Annotated in this window: 21 protein-coding genes; 4 read left to right on the top strand and 17 right to left on the bottom strand. The window is 69.7% G+C overall.

Annotated features, from left to right (window positions below; genetic code table 11):
- Positions 1-36 precede the first annotated feature (36 nt).
- Positions 37-1,185: an XAC2610-related protein gene (locus PIQ37_RS04285; RefSeq protein ID WP_342072499.1), complete on the bottom strand. Its 1,149-nt coding sequence runs from the start codon at positions 1,183-1,185 to the stop codon at positions 37-39.
- A gap of 85 nt (positions 1,186-1,270) precedes the next feature.
- Complete coding sequence (locus tag PIQ37_RS04280) at positions 1,271-1,417, bottom strand: hypothetical protein (RefSeq protein WP_342072498.1); 147 nt, start codon at positions 1,415-1,417, stop codon at positions 1,271-1,273.
- 421 nt (positions 1,418-1,838) lie between these two features.
- Here PIQ37_RS04280 and PIQ37_RS04275 point away from each other — a divergent pair, with 421 nt between their 5' ends.
- A complete protein-coding gene (locus PIQ37_RS04275; protein ID WP_342072497.1) occupies positions 1,839-3,530 on the top strand; it encodes an ABC1 kinase family protein in 1,692 nt (563 codons plus the stop codon).
- Between the two features lie 130 nt (positions 3,531-3,660).
- Here PIQ37_RS04275 and PIQ37_RS04270 read toward each other — a convergent pair whose 3' ends face one another.
- From PIQ37_RS04270 to PIQ37_RS04245, 6 genes are all read right to left on the bottom strand, one after another.
- Positions 3,661-6,030 carry a DUF3772 domain-containing protein gene (locus PIQ37_RS04270; protein ID WP_342072496.1) on the bottom strand — a complete coding sequence of 790 codons (2,370 nt, stop codon included), beginning with the start codon at positions 6,028-6,030 and terminating at the stop codon, positions 3,661-3,663.
- Positions 6,031-6,501: 471 nt separating this feature from the next.
- Positions 6,502-7,524, bottom strand: a complete 1,023-nt coding sequence (locus PIQ37_RS04265; protein ID WP_267097832.1) for an NAD(P)H-quinone oxidoreductase — start codon at positions 7,522-7,524, stop codon at positions 6,502-6,504.
- A gap of 175 nt (positions 7,525-7,699) precedes the next feature.
- Positions 7,700-9,010: a histidine-type phosphatase gene (locus tag PIQ37_RS04260; RefSeq protein WP_342072495.1), complete on the bottom strand. Its 1,311-nt coding sequence runs from the start codon at positions 9,008-9,010 to the stop codon at positions 7,700-7,702.
- Positions 9,011-9,018: 8 nt separating this feature from the next.
- Complete coding sequence (locus tag PIQ37_RS04255) at positions 9,019-11,520, bottom strand: TonB-dependent receptor (protein ID WP_342072494.1); 2,502 nt, start codon at positions 11,518-11,520, stop codon at positions 9,019-9,021.
- 114 nt (positions 11,521-11,634) lie between these two features.
- Positions 11,635-12,717 (bottom strand): FecR family protein, encoded by a 1,083-nt coding sequence (locus tag PIQ37_RS04250; protein WP_342072493.1) that lies wholly within the window; start codon positions 12,715-12,717, stop codon positions 11,635-11,637.
- Positions 12,710-13,225 (bottom strand): RNA polymerase sigma factor, encoded by a 516-nt coding sequence (locus tag PIQ37_RS04245; protein ID WP_043094463.1) that lies wholly within the window; start codon positions 13,223-13,225, stop codon positions 12,710-12,712. The genes PIQ37_RS04250 and PIQ37_RS04245 overlap by 8 nt, the downstream gene beginning before the upstream one ends.
- Before the next feature lie 331 nt (positions 13,226-13,556).
- Here PIQ37_RS04245 and PIQ37_RS04240 point away from each other — a divergent pair, with 331 nt between their 5' ends.
- Positions 13,557-14,627, top strand: a complete 1,071-nt coding sequence (locus PIQ37_RS04240) for a pirin family protein (protein ID WP_342072492.1) — start codon at positions 13,557-13,559, stop codon at positions 14,625-14,627.
- 389 nt (positions 14,628-15,016) lie between these two features.
- Here PIQ37_RS04240 and PIQ37_RS04235 read toward each other — a convergent pair whose 3' ends face one another.
- From PIQ37_RS04235 to PIQ37_RS04200, 8 genes are all read right to left on the bottom strand, one after another.
- Positions 15,017-15,619 carry a hypothetical protein gene (locus PIQ37_RS04235; protein ID WP_342072491.1) on the bottom strand — a complete coding sequence of 201 codons (603 nt, stop codon included), beginning with the start codon at positions 15,617-15,619 and terminating at the stop codon, positions 15,017-15,019.
- Positions 15,620-15,852: 233 nt separating this feature from the next.
- Positions 15,853-16,068 carry a hypothetical protein gene (locus PIQ37_RS04230; protein WP_026143700.1) on the bottom strand — a complete coding sequence of 72 codons (216 nt, stop codon included), beginning with the start codon at positions 16,066-16,068 and terminating at the stop codon, positions 15,853-15,855.
- 3 nt (positions 16,069-16,071) lie between these two features.
- The gene (locus tag PIQ37_RS04225) at positions 16,072-16,632 is read right to left on the bottom strand and encodes a peroxiredoxin family protein (RefSeq protein ID WP_267117010.1); all 561 of its coding nucleotides are present in this window, start codon (positions 16,630-16,632) and stop codon (positions 16,072-16,074) included.
- A gap of 388 nt (positions 16,633-17,020) precedes the next feature.
- Positions 17,021-17,305, bottom strand: a complete 285-nt coding sequence (locus PIQ37_RS04220; protein WP_232760274.1) for a hypothetical protein — start codon at positions 17,303-17,305, stop codon at positions 17,021-17,023.
- Between the two features lie 93 nt (positions 17,306-17,398).
- Positions 17,399-17,695: a DUF2695 domain-containing protein gene (locus tag PIQ37_RS04215; protein WP_017911548.1), complete on the bottom strand. Its 297-nt coding sequence runs from the start codon at positions 17,693-17,695 to the stop codon at positions 17,399-17,401.
- A 58-nt stretch (positions 17,696-17,753) separates the two neighbouring features.
- Entirely contained in the window at positions 17,754-18,185 is a 432-nt protein-coding gene (locus PIQ37_RS04210; protein WP_342072490.1) for a hypothetical protein, read from the bottom strand.
- 9 nt (positions 18,186-18,194) lie between these two features.
- A complete protein-coding gene (locus PIQ37_RS04205) occupies positions 18,195-18,614 on the bottom strand; it encodes a hypothetical protein (protein ID WP_342072489.1) in 420 nt (139 codons plus the stop codon).
- Between the two features lie 233 nt (positions 18,615-18,847).
- Positions 18,848-19,600 carry an IclR family transcriptional regulator gene (locus tag PIQ37_RS04200; RefSeq protein ID WP_342072488.1) on the bottom strand — a complete coding sequence of 251 codons (753 nt, stop codon included), beginning with the start codon at positions 19,598-19,600 and terminating at the stop codon, positions 18,848-18,850.
- A 211-nt stretch (positions 19,601-19,811) separates the two neighbouring features.
- Here PIQ37_RS04200 and fucP point away from each other — a divergent pair, with 211 nt between their 5' ends.
- Both fucP and PIQ37_RS04190 read left to right on the top strand, forming a co-directional pair.
- Positions 19,812-21,119, top strand: a complete 1,308-nt coding sequence (gene fucP / locus PIQ37_RS04195; RefSeq protein ID WP_342072487.1) for an L-fucose:H+ symporter permease — start codon at positions 19,812-19,814, stop codon at positions 21,117-21,119.
- 3 nt (positions 21,120-21,122) lie between these two features.
- Complete coding sequence (locus PIQ37_RS04190) at positions 21,123-21,497, top strand: L-rhamnose mutarotase (protein ID WP_342072486.1); 375 nt, start codon at positions 21,123-21,125, stop codon at positions 21,495-21,497.
- Between the two features lie 197 nt (positions 21,498-21,694).
- Here the strand turns inward: PIQ37_RS04190 and PIQ37_RS04185 are convergent, their stop codons facing one another.
- Positions 21,695-23,014 (bottom strand): L-fuconate dehydratase, encoded by a 1,320-nt coding sequence (locus tag PIQ37_RS04185; RefSeq protein WP_342072485.1) that lies wholly within the window; start codon positions 23,012-23,014, stop codon positions 21,695-21,697.
- Positions 23,015-23,269 lie beyond the last annotated feature (255 nt).

The following is a 23,269-nucleotide window of genomic DNA, read 5'->3' as shown; positions in this document are numbered from 1 at the left end:
ATCGCCAGCTGCTTCGGAGCAACGCCCCGTCGCCCACTACTCCGCCGACTCAGCCTCCAGCACCTGCGCCACCGCCTGCAGCGAGCCATGCACCGAGCCGGGCTGCAGCGCCAGCGGCTGGGCCTTGCCGCGCACCACCACCTCCATGCGCTGCGGCACGCCCTGCGCGTTGCCGACGATGCGGTAGGTGGTGTCGCCACGCGCGAAGCTGAGCACGTGGCCATCGGCGTCGTAGTCCATGGCTTCACGTTCGGCATCCGGATACAGCAGGTCCACCCGCTGCTGCGCGCCGATCGCCGCATAGAACGGCTTGCTGCTGCCGCCGTCGCCGACATTGGCGAACACCACGATGCGCTTGCCGGCCGGCGCCAGGCGAAACTCGAGCAGGATCTTGCGCTCGCCCGCGGTGGTGCCGCCCTGCTCGTCCCACAGGTAGTGGGTGTCGGCCACGCGCTTGCCGGCACGGTCGCGGTACACCGTCTCCTGCGCCAGGCCCGGCCCCTCGCTGCGCGCATCCTCCACCACCTCGCGCTCCAGCAGCGGCGCGCCGTCGCGTACCGAATACGTCGCGTACTGGTGCCAGCAACAGCCATCCTTGGTCATGGTTTGGATCTCGCGGGCCTTGGCATCCACCTGAAACAGGCCGCAGTTGCTCTGCGCCAGCTCGGTGAAACCAGGGCTGGCCTCGAAGCCGTCGGCGGTGCCCAGGTACACCTGATAGGACGGGCCGTGATAGCAGCTGTTCTGCCCGTCCATCACCGCCAGGTCCTTGATCCCGTCGAAATTGAAGTCGGCGTAGATCAGCACGCTCTGCTCGCCGTACGGCAGTTCGTGCACGTTGGCCTTGACCTTGCCGCTCTTCGCATCGGTGTCCACTACCAGCTCCGGCGAGGCCACTTCGAGCAGCGGCGTGGCGTTGCCGCGGTCAAACACGCGCACGATGCCGGGACGGAACACTCCGTCGTTGTCCTCCACTTCAAGCGTTGCGCGGTAGCGGTCGGAAAAGTCCTGCAGCGCGTAGCTGCGGCGCTTGCTGGCGGCGAAGGCCTTGGCGTCGAAATCCTCGCCGGCATAGCGCTGAGGCGCAGCCGCGGCGGTCGCATTCGCCGACAGCAGCACCGCCAGCAGCGCGCACGCGGCAAGGACAGCGGCACGACGGACGGCGGGCAAAACAACGACGGACATGGCAGCGCTCCGGGCAGGTGACGGGGAGCGCCCAGGGTAAGCCGGGCCGCGGCACCGGAACAGGGGCGGCCGACCGCCTGTGGCCTCAGAACAGCGCGCGCGCGAAGGCCCGCAGGGCGCTGCGCACCTCGGCGGCGACGCCGGCCCCGTCGTCGCCCAACCAGGCCATGACCATCAGCGCCAGCGCCAGCACCACCACCGCCGCCAGCAGCGCGAGCCGACGTCGGCTCATCGGGCCACGGCCATGCCGACACCGCTTGCCTGTGCGCGCAGCGCGCCGTGCCATGGCACGGTCTCCGGCGCATCGCACCGACGACCGCGCCGCAAGCGGGAGCACCGCCGCGCCCCGAGCGATCCCGCCCGTTCACTCCACCGCATTCCGCTTCCTCCGACCCTCGCTATCGCAACGCTGCAGGATACGACGCATCACCATGACCAGGACGCCAGCGTCAGCGCCGGGCGTCGCGCCGACGACGGCAGACCATCTGCGTGGCGCCCACGGCGCGGGATCGCGCCTGTCGCACAGTCAGCGACCATCGTCGCCCCCTCCCCTCCCGGCAGCGGCGCACGGGCGATGCGCGCAGCAGGATTCACCGCGCGACGACCCGGCCGTCGCCACACTCGATCGCGCCCATCCTTGCCCGGAGCCCACCTTGAGCGCGACGCCCGACGCTGCGGACGCACCGCACGTGATCGGCGGCCTCAGCCGCCGTACCCAGATCCTGCGCCTGCTGCTGCGCTACCGCAGCTCCGGGGTGTTTTCCGGCATGGACATGGAGACTGCCCAGGGCGAGCACGAGCTGCCGCCGGAAGGCACGCCGGAACAGTTCGTCACCGACCTGGAGGCGCTGGGCCCCACCTTCGTCAAGCTCGGGCAGATGCTGTCCACGCGCCCGGACGTGGTGCCGCCGGAGTTCGCCACCGCGCTGGAGCGCATGCAGGAGAACACCGCGCCGATTCCGAGCGAACGCATCCGCGAGATCGTCGAGGCCGAGCTCGGCGTCGGCATCAACAAGGCGTTCTCCGCCTTCGACGACACCCCGCTGGGCAGCGCCTCGCTGGCGCAGGTGCACCGCGCCGCGCTGCGCGACGGCACCCCGGTGGCGATCAAGGTGCAGAAGCCCGAGGTCGCCGCACAGGTGCGCTCGGACCTGGAGGTGCTGCGCAGCTTCGCCAATGCCGCCGACAAGCTGACCGGGCTGGGCCGGCGCATCCGCTTCGCCGACTGGCTGGCCGAGTTCGGCAAGGCGCTGCTGGCCGAACTGAACTACGAAGCCGAGGCCGAGAACCTGGCGCGCTTCGGCGAGCACCTGAGGCCGTTCCCGCAGCTGTGGGTGCCGCAGCCGGTGTGGGACCTGTGCAGCCGCCGCGTGCTGACCATGCAACTGGCCGAAGGCGTGCGCGTGGACAAGATCTCCGGGCTGCGCCGCACCGAGCAGCCGATGGACGACCTGGCCGCGGCGCTGGTGCGCGGCTACCTGGACCAGATGTTCGTGCACGGCGAGATCCACGCCGATCCGCATCCGGGCAACCTGCGCGTGCTCGCCGACGGGCGCCTGGCGATCTTCGACCTGGGCATGGTCGCGCACGTGCCGCCGAAGCTGCGCGAGCGCCTGCTCAAGCTGCTGTTCGCGGCGGTCGATGGCCGCGGCGAGGAAGTGGCCGAGGAAACCATCGCGCTGAGCACGCGCCTGGAGGACTTCGACGAGGAGCGCTACCAGCGCGAGACCGGGCAGATGATCGCCCGCTACGCCGCGCACGACGCCACCTCCGAAGGCCGGGTGGTGCTGGACCTGGTGCGCATCGCCACCGCGTACGGCCTGCGCACCCCGCCCGAGCTGAGCCTGCTCGGCAAGACCCTGCTCAACCTGGAAGCGGTGTGCCGCGCGCTGTCGCCGCACCTGGACACGCGCGTGGTGGTCGAGGACCAGTTGCAGCACGTGATGCGCGCGCGGCTGAAGAAGTCGCTGTCGGCGGCCAACCTGGCCAGCGAGGCGATGGAACTGCAGGCGTTGCTGCGCGAAGGCCCGCGCCGGCTCTCGGACATCCTCACCCTGGCCGCGGAGAACCGGCTGCAGGTGCGCGTGGCCGGCCTGGAGGAATCGCGGCTGATGGAGAGCCTGCAGAAGATCGCCAACCGCGTCGCCGCCGGCATCGTCACCGCCGCGCTGATCCTGGCCTCCACGCAGATGATGCGCATCGACACCGGTACCAAGTTGTTCGGTTATCCGGCGATCGCGATGGTGCTGTTCCTGCTCGGCGTGATCCTGGGCCTGGGCATCGTGGTCAGCGCCGTGCTGTTCGACCGGCGCATCCGCGCCCGCGAGGAGCGCGGCAGGCGCTAGAAGCCGGGATTGGGGAGTCGGGATTGGGGAGTCGTAGGAGCGGCTTCAGCCGCGACCTGAAACGCCGGCAGGTCGCAGCCAAGCCTGCTTTGCGCTCCACCAATCCCGAATCCCCAATCTCCAATCCCCGCTACTGACGCAACAGCTTCACTTCCTGCGGCGACTCCAGGGCGATGCCCTCCTCGGCCAGGCGCTGCAGCAGGGCGAAGAACAGTTCGCTGCGGGTGCCGTAGGTCAGCCGCGGCGAGGCCACGTAGGCGAAGCTGTTGAGGGTGACGTGGCCGTTGGCGATGGAGTCGATGAACACCGACGGCGCCGGGTCGTCCAGTACCCCCGGGTGCGCCGCGTACAGCTCCAGCAGCAACGCGCGCAGCTTGGTCACGTCGGTGCCCAGCGACACGGCGAACTGGATCTGCACCCGGCCCAGCGGCCCGGCCAGGGTCATGTTGCGCAGGGTCTTGGTGATCAGTTCGGAGTTGGGGACGATCAGGGTGGAGCGGTCGCCGACCTGGATCTCGGTGGCGCGCACGCTGATCCGGCGCACGTCGCCCTCCTGGTCGCCGATCTTGATCCAGTCGCCGATCTTCACCGGGCGCTCGGCGAGCAGGATCAGGCCGGACACGAAGTTCTGGGTGATCGACTGCAGGCCGAAGCCGATGCCCACCGACAGCGCGCTGACCACCAGCGCGATCCGCTCCAGGCCGATGCCCAGTGCGGCCAGCGCCCACAACGCCGCCAGGATGATGCCGACATAGCGCGCCACCGTGCTGATCGAGTTGCGCGAGCCGTCGTCCAGTTCGGTCTTGGGCAGGTAGGTCTGGGTCAGCCAGCGATGCAGGTACTGCATGACGCCCAGGCCGAGCAGCAGCACCAGCACCGAGCGCACGATCGCGCCCGGGTACAGCACCACCTTGTCGCTGACGCGGATGCCGTCGGACAGCAGCGAGAACCAGTCCGAGACGATCGAGACGTTGGTGCCGAACGGCATCAGCAGCGCGCCGATACCGATCAGCAGCAGCACCACCCGCAGCAGCGCCGAGGTCAGCACCCCGGCCTGCTCCAGCCGGCTCGAGCGCACCCCGAACGCGCCATTGGCGGCGCGGCCGATGCGGCCTTCGCTGGCGAACAGCCACAGCGCGAAGTCGTCGGCGAAGGTCATCAGCAGGCGGATCGCGCCGACGATCATGGTGATCCAGATGATCTGCCGGGTGATGAACAGGCCCAGGTGCAGATAGCCCAGCAGCGCCGCCAGCAGCGCCACCACCACCGCGACCTTGACCAGCACGCCGATCAGCGCCAGCGCGCCGCCGTGCTGCCCGGGCGGCGGCGGTTGCGCGTTTGCCAGGGCCTGCGCCGCCGCTTCGGCGTACTGGCGCCGGCGCAGCCGCGACAGGCTGGTCAGGGTGGCCAGGATCAGCACGCCGTAGACCAGCGCGATCACGCCGTCGGCGGCGACGGTGGCCGAGTCGCTGGTGCGCGCGGCCTGGTTGATCACCAGCAGCATGCTGCTGAGCCAGGCCAGCGCCGCGGTGGCCCAGGTGTACTTGCGCAGGCGTCGCGCGGTGGCGTCGTCGATCGGGAACAGCCGCCAGCTCGGCTGGTTCGGCAGCAGCACGCTGGCGCCGAGCGAGCCCATGAAGGCCGCGGCGAAGCTGACCACCACGAAGCCGTTGAGCACTGCGTCCAGGCGCTCCGGCACCGCATCGATGCTGCGCAGCGCCTCGGCCAGGGCCAGCGCGGCCAGGCCCGGGGTCAACGTGCCCAGCAGCAGGAACCAGATCGCCAGACCCGACCGGCGCAGGCGGCTGCCCGGCGCGCGCGACACCGCATAGCGCTTGCCCAGCCAGCGCAGCAGGTAGCGCAGCGGGAACAGCAGGATCACCGCGATGGCGATGCCGACACCAAGCGCGCCGCTGCCATGCTCGGCGATCGCGTCCTGCAGCGACTGCACGCCGAGGGTGTACAGCGCCAGCAGCTTGGCCTGGTCGTCGGGGAAATCGGCGGCGATCTGCTTCCACAGCGCCGGCGACAGCGGCGAGGGCGAACGCAGCGACAGCTCCTGGCTGAAATGCTCGGCGCGCGCGCGTTCGATCTCGTCGGCCAGCTGCCGCGCCTCCACCACCATCAGCTTGCCGCGCTTGACCCCCGAGTCCAGGGCGTCGCGCTGCTTCGTCAGCGCCTTGCGCTGCGCGGCGATGTCGGGCGAATCGCCGGTGGCGGCGGGACCGAGCTGCTGCAGGCGTGCTTCCACCTGGGCCAGCTGCGGCGCTAGGGCGTCGACCGCGGTCTGCGCATCGTTGGAGGCGTCCGAGACCTGCGTGACCAGGTCCTGGAAGGCGGTCTGGTTGCCGGCATCCACTTCCTTGCCGCGCGCGTCCTTCAGCGACTTTGCGGCGTTGTCCAGCAAGGTCTGCGGGTCCGGCGGCGCGTCGGCGGCGTCCTGCGGCTGGGCCGACGCCACCGCCGCGCACAGCCACAACAGCAGCAGGACGTAACGCAATAGGAAAGAAGACGACGCGGAACGGGGCAGCAGGCGCACGCAGGGACCGGCACGGGCAAGCGCGGACCACCGCGCGTGCGGCGCACTATACGGCGCGGTGCTTGAACCGGGCCAGCGGCGGGCGCGGGCCCGCGTGCCGTATGGGCGCGCCGGTGCCTGCGCCGGCTGCCTGTCGCGACCGAGCGCGCCGCTCATCACGACCGGAACCGGGTGTAGGAGCGGCTTCAGCCGCGATGGGCGTTCCCGGTAAAGCCCATCGCGGCTGAAGCCGCTCCTGCAAGGCTAGCGGTGGGCGCAGCTGTGAGGGCGCGGAACGCCTGTGCACTCGAGGGCGACCGAGGGTGGCCTCCCATCACGACCGAAACCGCGCGTAGGAACGGCTTCAGCCGCGACGGGCGTTCCAGGTAAAGCCCCGTCGCGGCTGAAGCCGCTCCTACGACGGCAGGCGGGTCGCCGCGACCGATACCCGGTTCACCGCGCGTCAGTCACCAGCACGATCTTGCCGATATGCGCGCTGGACTCCATCAGCGCATGCGCCTGTGCCGCCTCTTGCAGCGGGAAGCAGCGGTCCACCTGCGGCTTGATGCGACCCTCTGCCAACAACGGCCACACCCGCTCCTCCAGTTCGCGCGCGATCGCCGCCTTTTCCATCACCGAGCGCGGACGCAGGGTCGAGCCGGTATGGGTCAGCCGCTTGGCCAGCAGCGGCATCAGGTCCAGTTCGCGCACTTTGCCCTGCTGGATGCCGATCTGCACGATGCGCCCGTCCAGCGCCGCGGCCTGGTAGTTGCGCGCCAGGTAGTCGCCGCCGATCAGGTCCACGATCACGTCCGCGCCGCGGCCCTCGGTCAGGCGCATGGTCTCGGCCACGAAGTCCTCCTCGCGGTAGAGGATCGCCGCCTCCGCGCCCAGCGCCAGGCTGGCGGCGCGCTTGTCGGCCGAGCCCACCGTGCTGATTACCCGCGCACCGAACGCCCGCCCCAGCAGCGTAGCGACGCTGCCGATGCCGGAGGTACCGCCGTGCACCAGCAAGGTCTCGCCGGACTGCAGACGGCCGCGCTGGAACACGTTGGTCCACACGGTGAAGAAGGTTTCCGGCACCGCCGCGGCCTCGGTCAGGCTCAGCGCCGCCGGCACCGGCAGGGCGTTGCGCTCGTGCACCACCGCGTACTCGGCATAGCCGCCGCCGGCGACCAGCGCGCAAACCTGGTCGCCCAGCCGGTAGCGCTCCACACCCTCGCCCAGGCCGACCACCTCACCGGCGAACTCCAGCCCCGGCAGCGGCGAGGCGCCCGGCGGCGGCGGATAGCTGCCCTGGCGCTGCATCACGTCGGGCCGGTTGACGCCGGCCGCGGCCACCCGCACCAGCAGTTCGCCGCGCCCGGGGTGCGGCAACGGCACGCGCACCGGCACCAGCACCTCGGGCGCACCGGGCTGGCGGATCTCGATCGCGGTCATGGTGTCGGGCAACGCGGCGGCGTGGGTCGGGGACATGGCAGGGTCCTGGCAAAGAGCGCGGCGCACGCAGGCGCAGGCGCGTGGGGGAACCGCGATGATCGACCTTCCGCGCTGAGTGGTCCGTGACGGCGGGCGGCATTTACCCCGGCACCGTGGCACGCGTAGGCGCGGCTTCAGCCTCGCCTACGGTGCCGTCAAGCGCTGGCGCCAACTAATCGCCCACTGGCGCCGCCTGCGCCGGCCACTCGGTCATCGACGGCACCGCAGCCTCGACCCGCTGCGGATCCAGGCGTGCCTGCAACGCCGGCAGCGCGATCGCCAGCGGACAGCGCATGCGGCCGCCGCAGCCGGGCAGCGGCCAGCGCCGCTCGCGCAGGCTGCGACCGTCGAAGCGGTTGGCCCGCAGCGCCGGCAGGGTAGGCACCACGCTGCGCAGTTGCAGGAAGTCCTGGCCGTCCTGCCGCACCAGCTCCAGCAGCAGCGCACCGCCTGGCGGATACGCGTCCGGCTGGCCGCGCACGATGGGATCGATGCCGAACAGGCCCGCCAGGTGCGCCAGGTTGGTGTCGTGGCCGAGCAGCACCAGCGCGCGCGTGTCCGCCGGCGCCAGCGGCGCCACCGCCGGGGTCTGCCCGGCCGCCACCTGCAGCGTCGCCAACAGGTGCGCGAGCAGGTTGGAGCCGCCGGCACGCGCCGCCGGCAGCGCCCGCTTGCTGTAGGCGAAGGAGGCGTTGTGCAGGCCGACCAGCCGCTGCAGCGCCGCCGCATCGGCACGCCCCCACGCCACCTGCGGCAACGGCAGGCCCTGCGCGTATTCCAGCATCAGGTTCTCGGACAAGCTGCCGGCGGTCTTCAAGGTCTTGGCCACCTGCGCCGGATCCTGCAGCCGCTGCGGATCGTCCAGGCGCGGCGCACCCGGCGCGGCGCAGGCCGAACCGGCGCAGCCGGACAGCACGTGCTGCAGCGCGCGCAGCCGGCTGCGCACGGCCGCGTCCAGGTGCAGCGGCGGCGCGGACGCATCGTCGTCCTTGTCCTCGTCCTTGCCGAAATGGAACAGCGGATTGTTCTGCGTCGTCGGCAACGCCAGGTAGTGCGCCTGGCATCCCGGCAGCAATCCTTTGGTGAAGGCCGCCGCGCTGTCGTGGTTGCGCGGCGTGCTGTCGGCGATCACCACCGCGCCGGACGCGGCGCAGTCCGGCGCCAGTGCCGCCGTGGACAGCCAGCGCTGCCGGTAGCGTGCACCCAGCGCCTGCATGCCGGCGGCGCCGTGCGCCGTGAGCTGGCCCGGCGGCACCGGCCATTGCGGCCAGGGCTGCGCGCCGTACTTGGCCAGGTCTTCTGGCGATTGCGTCGGTGCACGTACGCCGTGGCGCATCACCACGATCGTCAGGCGAACCTCCGCCGCGTTCGGTGCCGCGGCAGGCTTGGGCGATGCGACCGCCGGACAGGCGGCACTGGCGACGCACAGCAACGCGGCCAGGCGCCATGCGCTGCGCACGCATGCGAATCGGGAAGCGGACATGGCGGGCCTCAGAACTTCAGCGACAGGTCGAGGAACACGCCGCGCCCGGCCAGGCCGAAGTACAGCGGCTGGTTGTCGGAGGAGCGGGTGCCGGCGTAACCGATCAGCGCATGCCGGTTCAGCAGGTTGTTGACGTCCATGCTGATCGAGTACCCCTTCAGGCCGTAGGGCCCGTGTGTGCTGCGGTAGCCCAGCGCCGCATCCAGGCTGGCGTAGCCGCCCAGGCGCTGGTCGTTGCCGAACACGGTGGCACCGCTGGCCGTGGTGGTGTTGTCGACGCCGTACTGCGCGCCCACCACCTTCTCCATCAGCGAGCCGAAGTAGCCGGTGCCGCTGTTGTACAGCAGGCCCAGGGCGGCGGTTACCCGCGGCGTGCCGGCGACCTGGGTGCTGCTGTGCTTGTAGGTGGCCTCGTTGTAGCTGGCGTTGGCGTACAGGCTCAGGATCGGCGTCAGCGCGTAGGTGGCCTCGGCCTCGGCGCCGCGATATACCGCACCACCGCCGTTGACGAAGGCACTCTCGGTGCCGCTGTCGGTGTTGACCAGGGTCTGGCTGATGTAGTTGCTGAAGTCGATGTAGTAGACGTCGGCACCGAAGGTCAGGCCGCGCGCGGCATAGCTGGTACCGAGCTGGTAGTTGCTGGTCAGTTCCGGGCGCAGGCCGCGCGTGCCGTTGAGTTCGATCACGTCGATCGGCGGCGCCAGGAAACCGCGCGCGGCCTGCACGTAGCCGCTCCAGTGCTCGTTGAAGGCCTGGTGCAGGCTCAGCGACGGCAGCGTGGCGTCGTAGCTGGCCGTGCTGTGCGCAGGCGCCGGCGGCGTGCTCTTGTTGAGCTCGGCATCGAGCTGGCGCTGCACCCGCGCGTAGCGCAGGCCCGGGCTGAGGGTCAGGCTGTCGCTGAGCTTCCAGTCGTACTGCAGGTAGGGCTGCAGGGTGTCGGTGCGGTCGTGCAGGTTGTAGTTGTACAGCGGGCCGTACTTGGTGCCGCTGGCCGCGCCGGTCGTCATGTCCACCGGCAACTGCTGGCGCTCGTCCAGGTTGCGCTCCACCCACACGCCGGTCTGCAGTTGGCCCGGGCCGAGGTCGCGCGCCAGCCGCAGCACGTCGCCGAAGGCGCGGAAATCGTTGTCCGAGAGCTTGCCCGGCACGTCCTTGGCGGCCTTGGACAGCTTCTTGCCAGTCGCGCTGTAGAAGGTCACGCCATTGTCGGCAGCGCTCTCGCTGGTGGGGATGCTGGTCTTGGAAGCGGTGTGGTCGAAGCTGTTGTAGTAGACCTTGTTGTCCAGGTCCCAGTCGCCCAGGCGCGTGCTCAGGCCCAGGTAGGTGAAGCTGGAGTAGTAGGCGGCGGCGTTGTAGCCGGTGTAGTTCTGCAGGGTCGGATCGTTGCCCAGGCCGTAGCGCCAGCCATGCTGCGCGATCTGCGCGCGGGTGGCGCCCTGCACGGTGTTCTGGTGTTCCTGGTTGTAGCTGCTGACGAGGGTCAGCGTGGTCGCCTCGCCCAGATCGGTGACGGTCTTGAGGAAGGCATGCTCGCGGCGGTCGTCGGTGCCCTTGAGGTAGGTGTCGCTGGCTTCCTTGGACAGGTCGGCGAACAGGCGCGTGTTACCGATGTGCTCGTCGGCGCTGACACCGCCGGCCCAGGTGTTCCAGCTGCCGCCGGTGCCGTACACGGTCACGCCATCCACCTCGCTGGGGTTGCGCGTGCGCAGCGCCAGGGTGCCGCCGAAGGTGGCGTTGCCGATGGTGGCGCCGCCGCCGGGGCCGCGGTCGATCTCGGCCTGGCCAAGCACGTGGTTGTTGAAGTAGGCCGAGGTGGTGTGGTGCAGGTCGCTGGCATCGCCGAACGGGATGCCGTCGAAGGTGATGTTGAACTGGCCGTCCTGGAAGCCGCGGATGCTGACGCCTTCGTTCTTGCCCAGGCCCGGTCCTTCCGGCGAAGTGGTGACCACGCTGGGCGCGTACTTGATGATGTCGTCGTAGTTCGAGTTCAGGCGCAGGCCGTCGCGGATGAAGCGCTCGTCGATCACCGAGGTCGGCTGGCTCGCCTCCAGCGGCGCGGCGCTGGGCGCCAGCGTGTCGACGCTGTTGGCGGTGACGTTGATCGGCGCCAGTTCGCGCGGGCCGTCGTGCTCGCCATCGGCGTCGGGGCGGGCCGGGGCGGCACTGCGTGGCGCGCGCGGGGCGGCGGCCGGCGCGGCGGCGACGCTGCTGCGCACGATGGCGACCGAGCCCGGGGTCAGCATGCGGTAGTCCAGGCCGGTACCGGCGAGCAGCGCATGCAACTGCTGCGGTGGCGCCAGGCCGGCCGGCGCGCCGCTGCTGCGCAGGCCTTCGGCCAGCGCCGGGTCGTACATCAGTTGCAGGCCGCTGCTGCGCGCGAACTGGTCCAGCGCCTGCGCCAGCGGCATGGGTGCGATGGCCGAGGCGGTGGCTGCGGGCGCCGACCAGGCCGGCAGCGAGGACGTGCAGCCCAACAGCAGGGCGATGGAGACGACGAGAGGCTTGCGCATGACGATCACACCGGAGGGGAGGAAGGGCGGCCCCGCGCGTGCTGCGCGACGGCCATGCTTCCTAGGAGTGCCCCGGTGCGCCGTGCGGCTACCGTCGATTGCATGAATTTTTTCTTACAGCGGGGCCGGTGCGTGACGGATGGTCACCGCGTGCGCATCGCGCTGCACCTGCACGTCCGGCAGGCTGCCCAGATAGGCGACGAAGGCCTCCGGATCGCGCAGGTGGAACACGCCGCTGACCCGCCGCGCCGCCAGCGCCGGGTCGGCGATGCGCAGCGGCTGCGTGGTGTAGGCGTTGAACAGCCGCGCCACCTCGCCCAGGCTGCGATCGTGCACGCCGACCTGCGCCGGCAGCCAGGCGGTGGCGTCGGCGATGTCGGCGTGGTCGCGCCGCGCCAGCACGCGGCCCTGCGCATCCACCCGCGCCTGCTGGCCGCCGCCCAGGTCCGCCAGCGTCGCTCCTTCCGACGGCAGGTCGCTGCGGCGCCACCACGCCGGGGTATCGCGCGACACCTGCACCCGCCCCTGCAGCACGGTGACGCGCGCGCCGCCGGCCTGCGGGTCGACCCCGAACACGGTGCCGACGTCGCGCAGCACCAGCGCGCCGACGCTGACCCGCAGCGGCCGCGCCGGATCGTGGCCGAGATCGAACACCGCCTTGCCGCGCAGCAGGGTGATGTCGCGACGCTGCGTGCCGTAGCGCACCGCGATCGCGCCACCGCGCTCCAGTTGCACCACGCTGCCGTCGTCCAGGGCGACGCTGCGCGCCGCGTCCGCCGGTGCTTGGTACACCGTCGCCTGCACCGGGTCCGGCGCGCTCAGGCGCAACGCCACGCCCGCGGCGGCCAGCGCGAGCACGGCGGCAGCCGCCAGCGGCCAGCGCCTGCGCCGTGGCAGGACACGGCGCGGGTTGGACACCAATGTCGGCGTGTCCACGTCCGGGCGCAGCGGCACCACCACCGCCCCGCTGCGCAAGGCATGCGCGCGCAGTTGCGCACTGCTGGCCTGCTGCGCCTGCGCCGCGGACGGCAGGTCGCCATGCATCCGCGCGATGTCGAGATAGGCGGCCACGTGCGCCGGCGATTGCCGCAGCCAGGCCAGGAATTCGGCCTGCCGCGCCGGCGGCAGCGTGGACTCGCGCTGCGCCAGGTACCAGTCCGCGGCCGCCTCGGCGACGCGCTGCGGATCCTCACGCATAGCGCGCCATGCCCTGCCGGCATACCGCCAGGCCCTTGATGATGTACTTCTTGACCATGTGGCTGGAGATCTGCAGCTGCTCGGCGATCTCCTGGTAGCCCAGTTCGTCGCGATAGCGCAGCACCATCGCCGCGCGGCACTTCGGCGGCAGCCGCGCCATCAGTTCCGCCAGGCGCTGCCGGCGCTGCGCGCGGTGCACCTGTGCATCGGCCTCGCAGGGCACCGCCAGCCGCTCCAGCACATCGTCCAGGCAGGTGTCGCGCTGGCTGCTGCGCTGATGCAGCAGCGCGTGCTCGCGCATCAGGTTGGCGGCGATGGTGAACAGGTAGGCTTCGGGATTGGCGATCTCCGGCGCATGCGCCTCGCTGCGCTGCAGCCGCAGCCACACTTCCTGCAGCAGGTCGTCGGCATCCCAGGCCGCGGCGCGGCGCTTGCGGAAATAGCGGCTCAGCGACGGCCGCCATTGCAGGAACAGCCGCGACAGGGCCGGCAAGGGTTCGGGACGCACCAGGCGCTCGCAGGATCGGAAAAGCCTGCGATGCTGGTCGCGGCAGATGACAGTGCAATGACGCACGGGTCGTGCAGGCGCAGATCAGCGGTTGCGCCCCAGCAGGCATTCAGTGCGCCCCGCTGACTGCCGGGTTCGCTCGCTCGGCGCATGCGACGCGGCCGGCCACCGCGCCGGCGCCATCGCCACGGACGCGGCGGCGGCGCATCCCAGTGTTTCCCGTGCGGGACAGGATGTCTTTCGGACTGGCCTTCCGTTCCGTCGGCATCGCCCCATATCGTGAGGGTTGCCGCCTTCAACCTCGGGTGGCGTTCGCACGAAGGATCTCTCCATGACCGACCCCATCGTCCAGATCAAGCCGCTCGGCTTCCCTTGGGACACGCTCGACCCGTTCCTGTTCTGCGTCTACCACGACGATGCCTACCCCGCCGGCAACGGCGCGATGGGGCCGGCGGCGTCCCTGCACGGCCGCGCCATCGGCCAGGACTTCAGCCGCAAGGACGGCTGGAGCATGTATCACGGCGAGGAGATTCCCGGCTTTCCCGGTCATCCGCACCGCGGCTTCGAGACCGTGACCATCGTGCGCAAGGGCCTGATCGACCATGCCGATTCGCTCGGTGCGGCGGCGCGCTTCGGCGCCGGCGACGTGCAGTGGGTGACGGCCGGCGCGGGCATCGTCCATTCGGAGATGTTCCCGCTGCTGGACACGGCGGCGCCCAACCCGCTGGAACTGTTCCAGATCTGGCTGAACCTGCCGGCGCGCAACAAGCTGGCCGCGCCGCACTTCACCATGTTCTGGTCGGAAGACCTGCCGCGCTTCACCGCCACCGACGACGCCGGTCGCACCACCGAGGTGGCCTGCGTGGCCGGCCGCATCGGCCCGGTCGACGCCGCGCCCGGCAGCGCCGGCGGCCCGCTCGCGCCGCCACCGGATTCGTGGGCCGCGCAGGACGATGCCGATGTGGCCATCTGGACGATCCGCATGGCACCCGGCGCACGCTGGACCCTGCCCGCCGCGCAAGGCCGCGGCACGCGCCGCAGCCTGTACTTCTTCAAGGGCGCAGCGGTGACCGTGGGCGGGCGCCCGGTGACCCGCCATGCGGCGATCGAGCTGCGCGCCGATCAGGCGGTCGAGTTGGTCAATGGCGACAGCGAGGCGAGCGAGTTCCTGGTGCTGCAAGGCCGACCGATCGCCGAACCGGTGGCCCAACACGGTCCGTTCGTGATGAACACCCAGGCCGAAATCGCCCAGGCCATGGCCGACTATCGCCGCACCCAGTTCGGCGGCTGGCCATGGCAGGACGAGGCGCCGGTGCACGGCAGCGACCCGACCCGCTTCGCGCGACATCCGGATGGGCGCGAGGAGCGGCCGGCGTTGCAGGCGATCGCCGCCGACGGCTAGGGCGTGTCGCCGGTCGCCGGGGATGCCGCGTTGGGCCTGGTAGCTGGACGCGCCATGGGCGCGTCATCGCTCGGCCTCGCTTTTCCTAGCCACAGGCGCACGCAATCGCGGCGCGGCATGCTCAGGGATTGATGGCGCGCCCTAGCGGCTGTTTCTTCTCCCCCTCGGGGGCATGGCCCCCATGCTCGGGAAAGGTGCCCCCGCGGGCCGGACGAGGCTATTGGCGCAGCCTCGTGCGCCTGAATTCTGCGAGTCGCTTCGCGCCGTACCCTCACCCCAGCCCCCGCTCCGCGCCCCGGCCCGCGCTTGCGGCGCGGGCGCTCCAGGGTGCGCGCGCCAGTGGCGCGCAGGCCGCACCCTGTCGCCCCAACGGGAGAGGGGCTAGGTGCTCAGTAGCGGGCCGAGGCCAGCGCCTGCGCGCGCTCCAGTTGCTCGGCGATGCGCTTGCGCGCCTGCTGCAGTTCCTGGCGGGTGGCGTCTTCCTTGGCCGCCGGCACCAGTTCGGCATCGATCACCGACAGCGCGTCGGAGTACTGCCGCACCACTGCCGCCGCGTAGGCGTTCATGTAGGCGGAGTTGTCCTTTTCATCGCCCAGCGCCTGCAACTGCGCGCGGCCCTTGGCCACCTGCGCGGCGATCTTCTCCGCATCGCCGGGGCCACCCTTGCCGGCCGTGGCCGGGTCGGCGTCGTGGTGCAGGGCGATGGTCTCGCGGGCGAAGTCGGCCACGGTCTTGCTGACGTTGCGCGACAGCGCCTGCTTCGATAGCGCCACCACGTTGCCCTCCAACACCTGCAGCATCGCCTTGGCCGAGGCGTCGCCGCCGATCGGTGCGCGTCCGCTTTCGCCACCGACCGGCGCGGCGGTGGGCTCCGGCGAGGTGGCCGGTGCGGTGCGCGAGGCCTGGTCGCCAGGCTTGCCGCAGCCGCTCGGCGCTACAGCGGTGAGCGCGGCAAGCAGGGTCAGGCGGACGGGATGAAGAGGTGAAGTCATGGAACGCTCCTGGTTGGTCTGCGTTCCACCATGCCCAGCCAGCGCGCAAACCTGCGTGAATCGGCGGTGGATGACCAGGATGCAGGGCGCAATCGCGCGCACCGGGAGCGACTTGCAGGTTGGCGGAGTGATGACGGAGTCGCACCGCGGCAGATGCTCACTGCGATCCCTGATCGCCGCCATCGCGGCCCCGATGCCGGAGCCGGCCTGGCGCGGCCGGCTCCGGACACGGCTCAGCCGCAGCAGTAGCAGACCAGCGGCTTTCCGGGCCCGCCCGGCCCCAGCTCACCGCCGAACGGTGCGCACTCCTGCTGGCACGCCCAGGCGCTGCAGGCCGCCTCCTTCTCGATGCCGTCGCCGGCGGTCGCCTGCACCGCGCCGAAGCCCATGCTGGCCAGGAACACGGCCGCAAGCATCCCGTTGCGTAACGCTGTCCAACGCTGTTTCATGGCTTACTCCTCGATGGTTGCCAAGGCCGGCGGCGCATCCGTGCGACGCACTGCGGCCATCAGGTCCTGCATCCGCTCCGTGGTATCGAAGACGCCGACGCGCGCATAGCGCACGCGTCCTTCGTGGTCCAGCGCCAGCAGCGTCGGCACATTGCGCGCGCGGAACAGCATCAGCGCGCGGCGGTCGGTCAACGTGGTCACCGGAAACGTAAAGCCGTGCTCGGCGGCGTAGCGCTGCGCCTGCGCGGGGCTGCACTGGCACACGCCCAGCACCTGCACGTCGGGCTGCTGCGCGGCCAGACGCTGCGCGGCCTGCACCATCTGTGGCGCCGAGCGCTTGCAGTACGGGCAGGTGGTGGTGAAGAAGAACAGGACCTGCCGCTCGGCCGCCGGCTCACCCAGCGTCAGCGGCGCACCGTCCAACGTGGTAGCGGCGATGCGCGGCACGTACATGCCCAAGTACGGCTCGGTGGTGCGGGTGACGAACCAGCGCCGTTCCTCGCGCAGACCGCGGTTCTGCCAGGCCAGCACCAGCACCAACGCGCAGGCCGCCAGCACCGCCAACCAACTCCAGGGAAACCGCCGTGCCATGCCGTGTGTCCGTGTCGCCGTGTTCCCTGCAGGCTGCGCAGCGGTGGCGCACAGGTCAACGCTTTGCGCGCACGTACAGCGACTGCGTGATCAGGCTGGGGATCGAGTCACGTGCACCGTGGGCGCGCATTCCAGCGGTGTGGCGCACATGTGGGCATGCAGCGCAGGCGAGGGCATGCGCTGACCTTGCCGCGCGCGCGGTACGCGGCGCGAGAACAGCGGCACGAGGGATGCTTCGCATGGTCGACGCACGGGTGGCGGCACGTCAGTGAGGCCTCCCAGCGCTGCACGTCGCAGACGGGTCAGGCGGCCTACCCTGCGTTAAGCCGCGCCACGAAGTGGCGCCGGCTTGGATCGATTGTTAGGCAGCAGCCCTTGATCTGCAGTAGGAACGGTTGCCAACCTTCTTGTGTTCAAGCACGCCTTGATCTTCGAGCACCCTGGCGAGGATAGCGAACAGCCAGCCCTTCGGGCCGTACTGCCGTCCTTGCTGCGGCGTGGCGACAAAGTTCAGCTCCAGGGCGTCTTTGACGTGAACCGTGGGAACCCATCGTTCAACGTAGTCCGCCTCACAGCTGCGCACAAAGGCGAGGAGCTCATCGGCAGCCACTTGGATGTGCGCGTGAATTTTTTTCTTGTAGTCCACGATAGCCTCGTTCTCTCCGTGCTGCATAACACCTGAGTTAAGCCGAGCCGCGAGGCGGCGTCGGCTCGAAGGAACCGTCAGACAGCAAGCACATCACTGCCTGCCCCAGCGCTCCTCTACATTGGACAGCACTTCGCAGTCGCAGAAGCCGCCGTACTCTCCAAGCCATGCCACCAGCAACTCCGGCCGAATCTCGCGGGACGCAAGGAACTGTTCCGTCAGCCGCAAGGAATGGTCGCAACCGACTGCAAGCGACATGTCCAAGTAGTCGAATAGCGCCCAAAGTGTCTCCCTGGGAACAGGAAGGCTGCTCTCCTCGGATTCGCGCTGCTTGGCTTCCGCTGCCCTGCGGAGTTGCTTGCGCCGTTGAACTTCCAATTTATCTGCCATTGCTGCCTATCACCCGAGTTGAGGCACATAGCGAAACGGCATCGTCTCGGACGAATGATTAGGGCGTACCGTTGGGATACCACGCTTCCAAGCCGGTGACCGCCCAGCCGTCTCGGCCGCCAGGACCGCAGCTAGCCACCGAATAGTTGTCATAGTTCACGCTCATTTTACAGTTGAACGCTGGCTCGTTCGCGTAGCGGATCTGCAACAGGTGGACTTCGTCTGGCCCGCATGCCACCGGCGTAGCCACACCGCGCACGCTCTTGCCGCCGACAACTCTGACCAACTGGTAGTGGCTTCCAACCCGCTGTACGCGAAGGGTGCCGGAGTAGAGCTTTCCGGTGCGACGCTGCTGGCCGATCACGTGGTAGTCCTCATCAACCTGAAATTTGGCAAGCTCCGGCTGAACCGGGGTGCAGAACCCGCGGACAGCCGGCGGCGGCATAGGTGGCGTACCAGTCGCCATCTGGATCAAGAGCGAAAGAATCATGTGTGTGCCCTAACGCCAGAATTGGCCAGCGCCGCGAAGCGGCTTCGACTTGGGAGTGCTGTTAGGCGGCACAGCCTCTGGACCAGAACCGCCGCCTGGAGGATAGCTGCGCTCCATGATTTCCAGGTAGCCAAGACCGTGCAACGCCTTTCGACAGGGTGCGAGATCTACCTGCTCGCCAAGCTGCTGCTCCACGAAGGAATCGGCATGCGCCTGACGCCTGCCCAAGCACCGCCTTGATTCGAGATAGACGATCTCCGCGAGGCTGAGCCGCAGCCGCTGTTGCGGAGAAAGAGACGCGACGAGCTCGGCATGCGAGCGCTCGAAGCGATCCGGTGAGCTCCCATCGATTCTGACCACCGGCGCAGCATTCGCCGAAAGCGCGGCGAGCGCGATCCAAGTCGAACACAATGCGCGTGCAATGTTCATATGCCGCCTAGCACCTGAGTTAACCGCACCACGACGCGGGTTCGGCTTGAATGAATGGCTAGCCTCGAACCGACGCAAACACGGCTGCTATGCCAACGCATGGACTATGCTCCCCAGCACTGCCACCGAGCGTTGAGCATGCCACGGATCGCGATCGCGGGGCTTACGCGCTCCACTCGCTTCTTGCACGCCGCCATCGCATCCCAGCCCCGGACTCGCCAGGATCACGACACCTACGCCAACGCCGCACTGATCTGCGCCGCGGCATCGCACACCGCGCGCATCGCGGCCTGTGCGTCGATCGGTTGCGGGCGGCGTTCGATGAAAGGCACGGTCAGGGTGTAGCGGGCGACGCCGTGCTGCAGGATCGGCGCGGTGAGATCGATCACGCCGACCACCGCCTCGCTGGGATGGATGCTGTAGCCCAGCGCGTGCACTTCCTGCGCCGCAGCCAGGAACGCGGCGCGGTCGTAGGCCACCTCGCTGGCGTCCAGGCGTTGCAGCAACTGCGCCTGCGCGTCGGCCGGCTGGAACGCGAACAGCACCAGGCCGGAGGTGGAATGCGCGAACGGACGGCGGTGGCCGGGGCGCACCACCAGGCCGAGGTCGCTGGGCACGTCCATCTGCGCGATGACCACGATCTGGTCGTCCGACGGTGCCACCAGGTGACAGGGCTGGCGGATCGCGTCGGCCAGCGCGCGCATCACCGGCAGCGCCACTTCGGTGACGTTCTGCACCCGCGGTTGCTGCATGCCGAGCATGAACAGGCGGTTGGTCAGCGTGTAGCCGCCCTCGCCCGCGGCGCGGGTCAGGTAGCCGCGCTCTTCCAGCACCTGCAGCATGCGGAAGATCTCGCCGCGCGAGCGGCCGATGCCCTGCGAGATCTCGCCCATGCTCATCGGCCGCCCGTCGCGCGCCAGCAGCTCCAGGATGTCCAGCCCCTTGTCCAGGGCGGGCGCGCGGTACTTGGGCAAGGGGGTGGTCATTCCGTCGAGGACCCGGCAGCAGGTGAAGAGGACTAGGGTACAGGGACGCCGCACCAGCTCGCACCGCCTGCGGCCTGCAGCTCATAGGCCGAGACCGCGCCGCCATCCACATATGAACTCAAATTTTATATTTGCATGGCACTCGCCGGCGCAGTACGCTCCGCCGACAATCCGAACGCGACGCGGCACACCTTGGGAGGGGTAGGCGGCAATGCACTACAGCAGCGAATCCGCCGCACCGGCGCCCGCCAGTCTCACCCGGACCGCGCTTGCGCCGTTGGTCCTGATCGTCAGCCTGTTCTTTCTCTGGGGCATGGCGAACAACCTCAACGACATCCTGATCAAGCAGTTCAAGAAGGCCTTCGAGCTGAGCGACCTGCAGGCCGGGCTGGTGCAGAGCGCGTTCTACCTGGGCTACTTCGTGTTCGCGATCCCGGCGGCGATGTTCATGCGCCGCTACAGCTACAAGGCGGCGGTGGTGCTGGGCCTGTTGCTGTACGCGGTCGGCGCGTTCCTGTTCTACCCCGCCGCGCAGGTGCACACCTACTGGCTGTTCCTGCTGGCGCTGTTCGTCATCGCCAGCGGCCTGGCCTTCCTGGAAACCACCGCCAATCCCCTGGTCACCGTGCTCGGCCCGGCCGAGGGCGCGGCGCGGCGGCTGAACCTGGCGCAGGCGTTCAACCCGCTGGGTTCGATCACCGGCATCCTGGTCGGCCAGCACTTCATCCTGTCCGGCGTGGAGCACACGCCGCAGGAACTGGCGGCGATGGCGCCGGCCGCGCGCGAGGCGTTCTTCGCCACCGAGTCGCTGGCGGTGCAGACGCCGTACCTGATCATCGGTGCGGTGGTGCTGCTGTGGGCGCTGCTGATCGGGCTGACCCGCTTCCCCGCCACCCGTGCCGGTGGCGATGGCGCGCGCGCCGGCGGCTTCGGCCAGCTGCGGCGCAATGGCCGCTTCGTGTTCGCGGTGGTCGCGCAGTTCTTCTACGTCGGCGCGCAGGTCGGCATCTGGAGCTACCTGATCCGCTACCTGCAGGACGGCGTGCCCGGCACCCCGGAGAAGACCGCCGCCGATTTCCTCACCCTGTCGCTGGTGCTGTTCATGGCCGGCCGCTTCATCGGCACCGCGCTGCTGCGTTTCCTGGCGCCGGCGCGGCTGCTGGGCGTGTTCGCCCTGCTCAACCTGCTGCTGTGCGCGGTGGCGGTCGCGCTGCCCGGCTGGATCGGCCTGTATGCGCTGGTCGCCAGCAGCCTGTTCATGTCGGTGATGTTCCCGACCATCTTCGCCCTGGGCCTGGACGGACTGGACGACGACGCGCGCAAGCTGGGCGCCTCGCTGATCGTCATGGCGATCATCGGCGGCGCCGCGCTGACCGCGGTGATGGGCGCGGTGTCCGACCATGCCGGCATCCACTGGGCGCTCGCGGTGCCTGCGATCGGCTTCGCGGTGATCCTCGGCTTCGCGCTGCATGCGGCGCGAAACCGCGTGACGCCCCTTCCCTCTGCCCGCGGAACCTGAGCCATGCCGCGTCATTGCTACCTGCTGGACCTGCACGACGACCCGGCGCTGATCGCCGAATACGAACGCTGGCACCGTCCCGACACCGTCTGGCCGGAGATCGTCGCCTCGCTGCGCGCCGCCGGCATCCGCGAGTTGGACATCCATCGCTACGGCGACCGCCTGGTGATGCTGATGGAGGTGGACGAGGACTATTCGCCCGCGGCCAAGGCCGTCGCCGACGCCGCCGATCCGCGCGTGCAGGCGTGGGAGGAGCTGATGTGGCGCTTCCAGAAACCCCTGCCCGGCTCGGCGCCCGGCGAGAAATGGCGCGAAGCGCTGCAGATCTTTTCGCTGCAGGCGGCGGTGGCGGAACAGGAGCGCAAGGGCGCGGGCTGAGGCGTTTGCGAGCGGGGATGTCGGTCTTGACTGCTGGTGCAGCCGGTTAAATTGCCGCTTCGCTCGTCGCGGCTGAAGCCGCTCCTACGGAAAGCGATGCGGGGCCACTGGCGCTGTCGTAGGAGCGGCTTCAGCCGCGACCGCTTTGACGCCGCAGGTGCGCTTCCGTCAGCGGAAACGCACCTGCACTGCAAACCTCAGCCGCCCTGCGCCGCCAGATCCGCGCTCCAGAACGGGCCATCCGGATACAGGAACTCGCTGACCGAAGTCGCATGCATCTCGGCCGAGAAACCCGGTGCGGTCGGTGCGAGGTAGCGACCGTGCACGATCCGCACCGGATCGACGAAGTGCTGGTGCAGGTGGTCGACGAACTCGATCGCGCGGTCTTCCATCTTGCCGGTGATGGCGACGAAATCGGCCATGGCGAGGTGCTGCACCAGTTCGCACAGGCCCACGCCGCCGGCATGCGGGAACACGCGCACGCCGAACTTGGCCGCCAGCAGCAGGATCGCCAGGTTCTCGTTGACGCCGCCGACGCGCGCGGCATCGATCTGGATCAGGTCCACCGCACCGGCCTGCAGCAACTGCTTGAACACCACCCGGTTCTGGGTGTGCTCGCCGGTGGACACCGGCACCGGGGCGATGCCGCGGCGGATCGCGGCGTGGCCAAGCACGTCGTCGGGGCTGGTCGGCTCCTCGATCCAGGCGATGTCGAATTCGGCCAACTGGCGCATCCAGGCGATCGCCGGGCCCACGTCCCAGCGCTGGTTGGCGTCCACCGCCATGGCGATGTCCGGGCCGATCGCGGCGCGCGCCAGGCGGCAGCGGCGGATGTCGTCCTCCACGTTGGCGCCGACCTTGAGCTTGATGGTGCGGAAACCATCGGCCACCGCTTCCTTGGCCAGGCGCACCAGCTTCTCGTCGGAATAGCCCAGCCAGCCGGGCGAGGTGGTGTAGGCCGGATAGCCCTGTTCGAGCAGGGTCTGGATACGCTCGGCGCGCAGCGGTTCGGCGTCGCGCAACATGGCCAGCGCCTCGTCCGGGGTCAGCGCGTCGCTCAGGTAGCGGAAATCGATCGCGGCCACCAGTTGCTCCGGCGACAGCTCGGCGATGAAGCGCCACAGCGGCTTGCCGGCGCGGCGCGCGGCCATGTCCCAGGCGGCGTTGACCACGGCGCCGATGGCCATGTGCATCACGCCCTTCTCCGGGCCCAGCCAGCGCAGCTGCGAGTCGTCGGTGAGGCTGCGCGCGAAGCCGCCCAGATCGCCGATCACCGTCTCCACGTCGCGGCCGACCACGTGATGCGCCAGCGCCGCCACCGCCGCGCTCTGCACGTCGTTGCCGCGGCCGATGGTGAAGGCCAGGCCGTAGCCAGCCAGGCCGTCGTCGGCGTCGGTGCGCAGGCGCAGATAGGCGGCCGAATAATCCGGATCCGGATTCATCGCATCGGAACCGTCCAGTTCGCGCGAGGTGGGGAAACGGACGTCGAAGGTCTCGAGCGCGACGATTTTGCTCATGGGGATCCTGGTGGGTGAGGCGGTAATGAGGAACAGCTAAAAAGAACGATGGAGCAGCCCCTCTCCCCCCGGGAGAGGGGTTGGGGTGAGGGTGCGGTGGTGCAGTGATGTCACCGACGCTGCAAAACAAGAACGAAGTAACCGCACGCGGACGTGGCGCTCGCGCGGAAGCGAAAGCCACATGCATGGCGAGGTGGCTTCGCCCCGGACCCTCACCCCAACCCCCCTCCCGGAGGGAGAGGGGCTTTGCATCTC

The sequence above is a fragment of the Xanthomonas protegens genome (assembly GCF_038442435.1).
In the GTDB taxonomy this organism is placed as follows: Bacteria; Pseudomonadota; Gammaproteobacteria; order Xanthomonadales; family Xanthomonadaceae; genus Xanthomonas_A; species Xanthomonas_A sontii.
This window is presented reverse-complemented; position numbering and strand designations above follow the sequence as displayed.